Source organism: Mycobacterium innocens (assembly GCF_900566055.1).
GTDB classification, from domain to species: domain Bacteria; phylum Actinomycetota; class Actinomycetes; order Mycobacteriales; family Mycobacteriaceae; genus Mycobacterium; species Mycobacterium innocens.
In genome coordinates this window covers 18887-28873 of the sequence record NZ_UPHQ01000043.1, presented here as the reverse complement: position 1 = coordinate 28873, position 9987 = coordinate 18887, and the positions used below count along the sequence as shown (strand labels likewise).

The 9987-nt window shown below is 68.9% G+C and carries 4 protein-coding genes and 1 pseudogene; 1 reads left to right on the top strand and 4 read right to left on the bottom strand.

The genetic code is table 11. The annotated features are described in order from the left end of the window. Positions 1–921 (bottom strand): transposase (locus tag EET03_RS05220; RefSeq protein WP_208649001.1); only part of this gene is annotated, 921 nt, incomplete at its 3' end. 234 nt (positions 922–1155) lie between these two features. Next, complete coding sequence (locus EET03_RS05215; RefSeq protein WP_075544722.1) at positions 1156–2175, bottom strand: magnesium transporter CorA family protein; 1020 nt, start codon at positions 2173–2175, stop codon at positions 1156–1158. A gap of 437 nt (positions 2176–2612) precedes the next feature. On the opposite strand from EET03_RS05215, the gene EET03_RS05210 reads away from it, so the two are divergent. Beyond that, on the top strand, positions 2613–7019 hold the full coding sequence (locus EET03_RS05210) for a cation-translocating P-type ATPase (RefSeq protein WP_099194328.1): 4407 nt from the start codon (positions 2613–2615) through the stop codon (positions 7017–7019). 102 nt (positions 7020–7121) lie between these two features. Here EET03_RS05210 and EET03_RS05205 read toward each other — a convergent pair. Both EET03_RS05205 and EET03_RS05200 read right to left on the bottom strand, forming a co-directional pair. Next, a pseudogene (locus EET03_RS05205) lies at positions 7122–8182 on the bottom strand (glutamate synthase-related protein). A gap of 17 nt (positions 8183–8199) precedes the next feature. Further along, positions 8200–9951 (bottom strand): glycerol-3-phosphate dehydrogenase/oxidase, encoded by a 1752-nt coding sequence (locus EET03_RS05200; RefSeq protein ID WP_063469406.1) that lies wholly within the window; start codon positions 9949–9951, stop codon positions 8200–8202. Positions 9952–9987 lie beyond the last annotated feature (36 nt).

Sequence of the window (9987 nt, the reverse complement as noted above, 5' to 3'; positions counted from 1 at the left end):
CCGGTCGCCGTCGGCGCCTTCGCGCAACAGCCCGGTCAGCTCGGCCACCTGCGCGTCGTCGCGGGCCAGCCCGGCCGGGTCCAGCGCCGCCTCCCACCCGGCGGCGGGCATCTGCCCGATCGCGACCCGGGCCCGCTCGTCAAGGTCGAACCCGACCGAGTAGGCCACCGACCAGCCCGGGCGGGCGTTCAGTTTGCGCAGGTGCTCGACCACGGCGTGGCTTGAGCCCGCCCCGTCGATGGTGATCAACAGGTTGCGCCGCCACTTCGCCGGGATCGCGGCGATCGCCGCATCGATGATCGCGATGTGATCGGCCGCGGTGTTCGACCCGGCGTTGCCGGGGCGGCAGATCACCGCCAGCAGTTCGCCGGTGTTATCGCACCACGCTAACAGCGGGTGAAACCCGTAGCCACCCTTGAAATTGCCCGCAGCGTGCTGCTTGCCGGAATGCGATTCAACCAGCGAGGCGTCAATGCGGATCACGACCACCGCACCCAGGTCCCCATAACAGGTCCGCGAAGGCGGGATCGCGCCATGCCGAGCCTCGATCAGCTCCCACACCCGTTCCCGGACCCCGTTGCGCACCAGCGCGATCCTGGCCATGCCCTGGTGGTCGATCTCGTTCAGCGACCGCCACATCGTCGGGACCGACGCCACCAGCCCGAACAGCCGTTCCTGATCCCGCAGCACCGCGGTACCGGCCAGGTTCTCCGCGCCGCCCGCGATCGACACCGCCACGTCCCGCAACACCGCGCCCCGGTCGTGGGTCACCTCCGGCCGTGACAACGCCGCGGACAAGCCGCTGGTCAGGCCAAGCTTGTCGGCCAGCATGCGGGGGATCACGTTGCCCGCGTGCCCGACCACGTCGTCGCCACGGACCTCGACTCGAACAGTTTTCGACCAATCCGTAGTAGCCTGCATCTGATAGGTGCACTCCTTGATCGATTCTCGAACGCTAGCAAACATCGATTATCGTTGAGGCAGTGCACCTTTCACGTTCACGACACACCTCAGCACCGAATCGCGTGAACTATTGAGGCTTACCAAGGTAGGGCAGGTTCAGGGGGTGCAGGTCCACCGTTAGGACACCGCAGGTGGCGAAGGCAATCAAGACTCTCTCCTACGTCGCGCGAATTCGAGGCCCGGCCAACGAGATCAAAGCCAGTCGCGACGCCTAAACGTCACATAGAGCACAACCATCAGGACGATGATCACGCTGGTGCTGACGATGAAACCCGACAGGGAGCCGAAGCCGGGATAGGGGATGTTCTGGCCGTAATAGCCGGTGATCGCGGTCGGGACCGCGATGATGGCCGCCCACCCGGTCAGCTTCTTCATCACGGTGTTCAACCGGGCATCCTGCAGGGACAGATTCGTTTCGAAAATGGTTGTGACCATGTCACGCAACGACTCCGTCCACTCCGACACCCGAAGCACGTGGTCGTACAGGTCGGCGTAGAGCGGGTCGAGTTCTCGGGCAGCTTCGGCCTGCGGGGCCTGCAGCCGGTGATGCTGGATGGAGTTGACGACCTCGCGCATCGGCAGCGCAACTCGCCGCAGGTTCACCAGGTCTCTGCGCAACTGGAATGTTCGGCGCTGAAAGTTCGCCTGACGTGAGTTGCCGTCGAACAGCTCGTCCTCGATGGCTTCGATGCAGTCGTCGAGGGCCTCCACCGCCGCGAAATGACTGTCGACCACGACATCGAGCAACCCGTGCACCAATGCGCCGACACCGTGGCGCTGGCCGTCGATTTCCCGCCACTGTCGGGTGACCTGCGCCATGTCGAAGTCGGGTGTCAGGCGCACCGTGATCAAACCCCGGGCGAGCACGAACGCCGAAATCCGGTGCATCGCCAGCATCGGCTGGCGATCGGCGCCGGCACGGGCGTCGGCGACGGAGCAGACGCCGACGGCATAGACGGTGAAGAACGTGTGGGTTTCGTACGCGGTGGCTTTGACACGTTCCGCTGCTGCCACGGCGTCTTCGACAGCCCAGGGGTTCAGGCCAAGTTCGGCCGCCAGCTCGCGCAATATTTCGTGGTCCGGCTCGCACAAGTCGACCCACACCAGGGTGTCGTCCTCGCTGAGGTAATCGGAGATCCGGTCGAATTCGAAGCCGTCCTGTGGCTCACCGCAACGCCATACGCAACCCTGGTTACTCGGCGCGAACTGCACCAGGTCATCTTGTCAGGCCACCTGCACTACCGGGTACACCGTGCCCTATTGCGTCGACATGTCATCGCCCGGAGTCGAAGCCAACACCATCACGCGCCGGGCACGTTGGCTGTTTTACGCTGTCTCCCAACGTGACTGCCGCGCCGGTCGGCTCAGCGCGGCACTCGCCGACTTCGCATGGAAGCGGGTGGTGCGAACCCGCTGCCCCTGCCCGCGTGTCATTGCCCGTTAGTCTGACGCTCAGGCGTAACTTGACTCGACATAATGCACGCGCCGATGTGGTGAGCCAAACGTGTGCCCGAACCGGTCTTTCGTTTCCGGCCGGCGTATTCGAGAATCGGTGCGAGGTGGGTGTGAACAGATTGATCGGCCCCGGTCGTCTGCCCGGTTTCGGCCTGGTGGCAGCGCCGCTGCGGGCTGCCGTGGCGGGCACCCGCATGACCGTTACCGCCGGCGCCGCCGTTGCGGGCGCCGCGCTAACCACCGTCCTGCTGGGCGGCAACGCGGCAGCGAGCGTGGGCAGGTCGTTAACCTTTGCAGCGCAAGATATTTCAAGCTTGACCCGCACGGCGGCGGGGGTCGCGATCGAGGCGACGGGTGGCCCGCCGACACGGCGCAGCTGCACCACCGGTTCGCGGTGCTGGGTCGAGGTGCGCGGCCTCGGCGATAAGCACGCGGCGGCTATCGCCACCGACGTGCTGACGGCGGTGCGAACGACGCCCGGTGTCCGGGAGGCCTTCCTGAACCGCACCGTGGCGCGGCTGGTCGTCACCGTAACCGCCGACGGGCCCTCGGCGGCCGAACTCTGCCGGATCGTCGCCGACGCCGAGCGGCGCCACGGGATCAGCGACACGCGCCAGCGTCCGGTGAGCCTGCCGGGCGACGACGCGCTACTGACGGGACGGATGATCGCGGCCGCGGCGGCCACCGCGGGCCTCGGCCTTTCGCTGACCGGAAGCCTGCTGCGGCTGCCCAGGCTGCCCGATTTGGTGGCCGTGCCGCCGACGCTGGCCGACCACCTGCCGCGACTGCGGAAAGAGCTGGAACGGCGCCTCGGACCCGAGGGCACCGACGTCTTGTTCGGTGTCGTCAATGCCACCGCGGCCGCGCTGACGCTGTCGCCGACGGCGGCGGCAGCCGAGGCCGCGACCCGCGCGATGCTGGTGTCCGAGGCCTGGACCGGTCGGCTCACCTGGCGTCGCCATGAACCCGGGTTGGGCAGCCGGCCGGTGCCCGACGACGCCGCGTCGGCACCCAGGAGCATCCCGACCCCACCCGACGGGCCGGCGGAACGCTACGCCAACCGCGCCGGTGCGGCCGGTATCGGCGCCGCCGCGGTGGTGGGCGTGCTGTCGCGCAACCTCGACATGGCCGGTGCCGCGGCGTTGACCGCCGTCCCGAAGCCGTTGCGCACCGTGCGGGAGGCATTCGGCTGCACGATGAGCAGCGGGCTGGCCGCCCGTCACGACGCGCTGGTGCTGCGTCCCGGTGCCTTGAGGACACTCGACCGGGTCGATGCGATCATGATCGACCCGCGGGCGTTCTACACCGACGATTTGATGGTCAGTCGCGTTCTGGGAGTGCCGGATTCGCAACGCACCCGGGCCTGGGAAGCGGTGCGGGCCGCACTGGACGAGACCGGGCTGACCCCCGGATGGCAACACCTGGCGGATATCCCCGGGGCCGGTGGCGGCGCCGGCCAGGCGCTGATCAGCCCGGTGCGCGATCCGTTCGCCGCGGCGGTGCTCACCGAGGCGCGCCGGTCACACCCGCGGGTCTTCTCCCTCGATGACGACGGATTGCGTTCGTTGGCAAAAGGATTCGACCAACTGTATCCCCTGGACGGGTCGATCGACGACGCGGTGGTGGCGGCTGTCGCGGAACTGAAGGCCAGTGGCGCCACTGTGGCGTTGCTGACCACGTCGCAGCTGCGGGCCGCGCATCGGGCCGATGTCACGATCGGGGTGCAGCGGCACCGGCATCCTCCGCCGTGGGGTGCCGACGTTGTCGTTCCGGAGCTGGCCGGCGCCTGGCGGGTGCTGCATGCGATGCCCGCCGCGCGCGCCGCCACCGACAACGCGGTCCGGCTGTCGGCCTCGGCGTCGGCGATCGGTGCCCTGATGTTGATTCCCGGTGTGCCGGGGCGCAGCTCGGTCTCGGTCAACGTCGGGATGGCCGCCAGCCTGTGGCTCGGATTCCGTTCGGCCGCAAAGGTTTTCCGTGATCCACTGCCGGAACCCGAAACCGTCCACGACTGGCACAGCCTGCCTGTTGCGCAAGTGCGGCAACTGCTGCCCCGGCCTCCCGACGAACACCGGGCGCTAGCGTCCGCCCGCTGGCACAACCTGCCGCCGGTTCGGCTGCTGCAAGCCGCGGGTGCGAAGTCATGGGGACTCGTGCGCGATTTCGCGGACGAGATGCGCTCCGACCTGTCCGACCCGATCACGCCGCTGCTGGCCACCGGCGCGCTGGCCAGCGCGCTGCTGGGCTCGCCGCTGGATGCGGTGCTGGTGGGTGGCGTGCTGCTGGTCAACGCGGGGCTGTCGGCCGAACAGCAGTTGCACGCCCAACGCATCCTGAATCGCCTACTGGCCGTGCAGGATCCGTCTGCGCGCCGGCTTACCGGCCCGCTCGATGAGCAGCGCTACGAAAAGGTGCCGGCCAAGCGGCTGCGCCCGGGCGACATCATCGAAGTCCATGCCGACGAGGTGGTCCCCGCCGACGCCCGGCTGCTGCACGCGTCCGACGTCGAGGTCGACGAATCCATGCTGACCGGCGAGTCGCTGCCGGTGGCCAAGCAGACCGAACCCACGCCCGGCGCCCCGCTGGCCGAACGGACCTGCATGCTCTATGCCGGCACCACGGTGGTTGCCGGCACGGCCGTGGCCGTGGTGACCGCGGTCGGTTCGCGCTCGGAGGTGCGCCGGGCACTGGCGATGGCGCCGAGGAAGTCGCAGGAGATCGGCCTGCAACGACAGCTGCGGCGGATCACCCGGCGGGCCTTGCCGTTCAGCGTGGCCGGCGGCGCTCTGGTCGGGTTGCTCAGTGTGGCGCGGGGCACGCCGCTGCGCGCGGCGGTGGGAAGCGCGGTCACGCTGATCGTCGCCGCCATTCCGGAGGGGTTGACCCTCGTGGTGACGCTGGCTCAGCTGGCCGCCGCGCGCCGGCTCACCGGAGAGTCGGTGCTGATCCGTAATGCCCACTCGATCGAGGCGCTGGCCCGGCTGAATGTGGTGTGCTTCGACAAGACCGGCACGCTGAGCGAGAACCGGCTCAGGGTCAAATCGGTACACCCGGTGACCGGCCACACCCCCGGACAGGTGCTGGATGCCGCGCTGAGCACCACCTATTCGAGGCACACCCACCGGGTGGAGCATGCCACCGACGACGCGATCAACCGGGCCGCCGACGACCCCGCGCTTCGCGGCTCGCGGCCGCAACCGCGACGGACCCGGGACGCCTTCTTGCCGTTCCAGTCCGGTCGCCCGTTCGCCGCCGCGCTGGTCGGCACCCGGCTGACCATAAAAGGCTCACCGGAGGTCCTCTCGTCGGCGCTGCGGCAACAACCCGGCACCAGCACCGAAGCGTTGCAGCAGCAGATCGACGAATTGGCGGCCAGGGGGTTGCGTGTGCTGGCGGTGGCCGAGCGTCGCCTCAGCCGCGAGCAGGCCGCTGCCGCGGCGGCCGATCCCGATCTGCTGGAAAACCTGTGCCTGTCCGGGCTCCTCCCGATCGGCCTGCTGGGGCTGGCCGACACCCCGCGGCCGATGGCCCGGTCCGTGCTGACGGCGCTGGCCGACCGCGACATCGCGGTCCGGTTGATCACCGGCGACCACCCCACGACGGCGGCCGTGATCGCCCAGGAGCTGGGCATCGACGTCACCGTCGAGCAGGTGGTCACCGGTTCCGACTGGGAAGCACTATCGGCCGACCAGCGCGCCGAGGCGGTCGCGTCGCGACCGGTCTTCGCACGCATGACACCGGAGCACAAGATCGAGGTGGTCCAGAGCCTGGAGCGAGCCGGGCTGGTCACGGCGATGGTCGGCGACGGCGTCAACGACGCGGCCGCGATCCGGGCGGCCAGCGTGGGCATCGGAGTTGGCGCGCGCGGCAGCGACGCGGCCCGAACGGCGGCCGACGTCGTGCTGCTCGACGGGAAGATCGAAGCACTGCTGGACGCCCTGGATGAAGGCGAGCAGCTGTGGCGCCGCGTGCATTCGGCGGTGTCGGTGCTGCTGGGCGGCAACCTCGGCGAGGTGTGCTTTGCGCTGATCACCACCATCCTGACCGGGCGTTCGGTGCTCAACGCCCGCCAGATGCTGCTGGTCAACATGCTGACCGACGCGCTGCCCGCCGCCGCCCTGGCCGTCAGCACCCAGGCGGGAACCGCCGAAGTCGACCGCGGCGAGGCGGCGATGTGGCGCGCGATCGGGATTCGGGGCGCGTCCACGACGATCGGCGCCATGCTGGCGTGGCTGCTGGCCAGCGCGACCGGCACCCGGCGCCGCGCGGCGACGGTGGCGCTGATCGGGTTGGTCGGCACGCAACTGGCCCAGACGCTGGCCGATTCGCACAGCGGGCTGGTGGTGCTGACTGCCGTCGGGTCCTTCGGCGTGCTGGCGGTGGTGGTGAGCACGCCCGGCCTCAGCCACGTGTTCGGCTGCACCCCGGTGGGCCCGCTGGGCTGGGGTCAGGCGCTGGCCGCGGCGGCGGTGGCGGGCCTGGCCTCGGCGCTCGCTCCCAACCTGCTCGTTCGCGCGTCCCAGCACGCCCGGCGGGTCATCGGCGGCACCGCCGACAGTGCGGCATCAGTCGATGAGGCTGACTCTCTCGCGCGCAGGTAATCAGAACACCTCGGACCCCGTGCGCCGAGATCGACGACGGCGCGGAAATGTTCGAGTGGACGTCACGCTGCCGTCGATCTCGGTGACGTAGCGCAGCCGCCGTCAGCCGGCCATGAGCTCCGTGATCGCTTCGACGTCGGCCGGCTCGGGCAGGCCCCAGTCGGGCTTGTAGTCGAACAACTCGTCGACCTGCACGGTCTGCAGGTCGACGTCGAGCAGCTCGATGGCGTCCAGGGGTACCAGCGCCGGGTGGACATGGCCGCAGGCGCGGGCCAGGCACAGCAGCTCGAAGCGCAGCGTGGCCAGATAGTTGGCGCAGCGCACCGACTTCAACGCCGGATCGAGGCCATGCTGCAGCCATGCCGACTGGGTGGCCACGCCAAACGGGCAGCGGCCGGTGTGGCATCGCTGGGCCTGGATGCAGCAATGGCGAACATGGCGGTCCGGCCGACGTTGATCATGTCGCAACCCATGGCCAGGGCCAACAGCGCATTCTCCGGGATGCCGAGCTTGCCCGAGCCGACGAACACCACGTCGTGGTGCAGGCCTTCTTCGGCAAAGGCTCGGTAGACCCTGGGAAATGCCCATTTGAAGGGCAGCGCCACGTGGTCGCTGAACACCAGCGGCGCGGCGCCGATGCCGCCCTCCCCGGTGGTGTGCAGGGCACCGGCTATGGCCACGCCTTTGTTCAGCGCGGTGATGGCCGCGCCGCCCAGCGACCCGAAGCTCATCCCGGAGACGTTGACCAACGACGAGGGCCGGAATGCTTTGCCCCGGCCCCGCGCACCGCCGAGCACCTTGGCCGCCGGCAGCGGCCCCGCCGGGTCGGGGTGGCCCGGGTCGCCGTCCGGGGCCGACACCGGGAACGCCGCGTGCTTGATGATCGGGTAGTTGTAGGCGCGTTCCAGGTCGTTGTCGCTGCCGAATCCGAAGTACCGGTTGGTCAATTTCGACGACGTGTCGACCCAGCGCCGCTGGTCGCGGCTGAAGGGCCGCTCCGCGTTGTTATCTGTGACGATGTACTGGCGCAGCTCAGGCCCCACCGCTTCGAGAAGGAACCGTAGGTGGCCGATGATCGGGTAGTTGCGCAGGATGGTGTGCCGGCGCTGCACCAGGTCCCAGCCCACCACGCCGGCCAGGCTGCCACCGATTACGGCGGCCAGGGATGCCCGCTTCGCGCTCAATTGAGCGGCACCGGTTCGAGGATCTCGGCCCGTGCTTCGGGCGCGCTGGCCCGCAACATGTCCGCCGACACGTCGTCGGGCTGCGCCTGCGAGAGCACCTCGGCTTCCACTCGCGCCTTGTAGTTGGCGACCTCCCGCTCGATGTCCGCGGCGGACCAGCCCAGCACCGGTGCGATGATGTCGGCCACCTCCCGGGCGCAGTCCACACCGCGGTGCGGATATTCGATGGAGATCCGCATCCGCCGGGCCAGCACGTCCTCGAGATGCAGCGCCGCCTCGGCGGTGACGGCGTAGCGGGCTTCGGCTCGCAGGTAGCCGGGCGCCTCTTTGATCGGGCTGAGCAGGCCGGGATCGTCGGCCGCCAACGCCAGCACCTCGTTGATCAGCGAACCGTAGCGGTCCAGCAGATGACGCACCCGGTACGGGTGCACACCGTGCATCGCGCCGACGTGTTCGACCTGGTTGACCAGCGCGAAGTAGCCGTCGGCTCCGAGCAGGCTCACCTTCTGGGTGATCGACGGCGCGACCCGGGCCGGAATGAACTGCACGGCCGTGTCGATCGCGTCGGCCGCCATTACCCGGTAGGTGGTGTATTTGCCGCCGGCGATGGCCACCAGTCCCGCCGCCGGCACTGCCACGGCGTGCTCGCGGGACAGCTTCGAGGTTTCCTCGCTTTCCCCGGCAAGCAGTGGACGCAGCCCGGCGTACACGCCGTCGATGTCGGCGTGCGTCAACGGGGTGGCCAGCACGGTGTTGACGGTGCCCAGGATGTAATCGATGTCGACCTTGGTGGCTGCGGGATGGGCCAGGTCAAGATTCCAGTCGGTATCGGTGGTCCCGATGATCCAGTGGGTGCCCCACGGGATGATGAACATGACCGACTTCTCGGTGCGCAGGATCATCGCCACGTCGCTGACAATCCGGTCCCGCGGCACCACCACGTGCACACCCTTGGATGCGCGTACCTGGAATCGTCCGCGCTGTTTGGACAACGCCTGGATCTCGTCGGTCCAGACCCCGGTGGCGTTGACCACGACGTGGCCGCGGACCTCCTTGATCGAGCCGTCCTCGGAGTCGCGAACCCGCACGCCGATCACCCGGTCACCCTCGCGCAGCAGCGCCACCACCTGGGTCGAGGAGCGCACGACTGCGCCGTACTGGGCCGCGGTGCGCGCGACCGTCATGGTGTGGCGGGCGTCGTCGACGACGGTGTCGTAGTAGCGGATACCGCCGATCAGGGAGGTCCGCTTCAACCCCGGACTCAATCGCAGTGCGCCGGCCCGGGTCAGATGTTTTTGCGCCGGAACCGATTTGGCTCCGCCCAGCCGGTCGTAGAGGAAGATGCCCGCGGCGATGTAGGGGCGTTCCCACCAGCGCTTGGTCAGCGGGAACAGGAACGGCAACGGCTTGACCAGGTGCGGTGCCAATCGCGTCAGCGACAGCTCGCGCTCGTAGAGCGCCTCGCGCACCAGGCCGAATTCCAGTTGCTCGAGGTAACGCAGTCCGCCGTGGAACATCTTGGATGAGCGACTCGACGTGCCGGAGGCCAAGTCACGGGCCTCGACCAAGGCCACCTTGAGACCGCGGGTGGCAGCATCCAGCGCGCACCCGGAGCCCACCACGCCGCCGCCGATGACGACCACGTCGAATTGCTCGGCGCCGAGCCGCTCCCAGGCCAACGCGCGCTGCTGCGGTCCCAGCGTCCCAGCAGGCTGCTCGCTCTGCGGTGCGCTGATTGGGTTGCTCACGGAAACAGACTCCTGTCGATTACTGGTCGGTAGCGG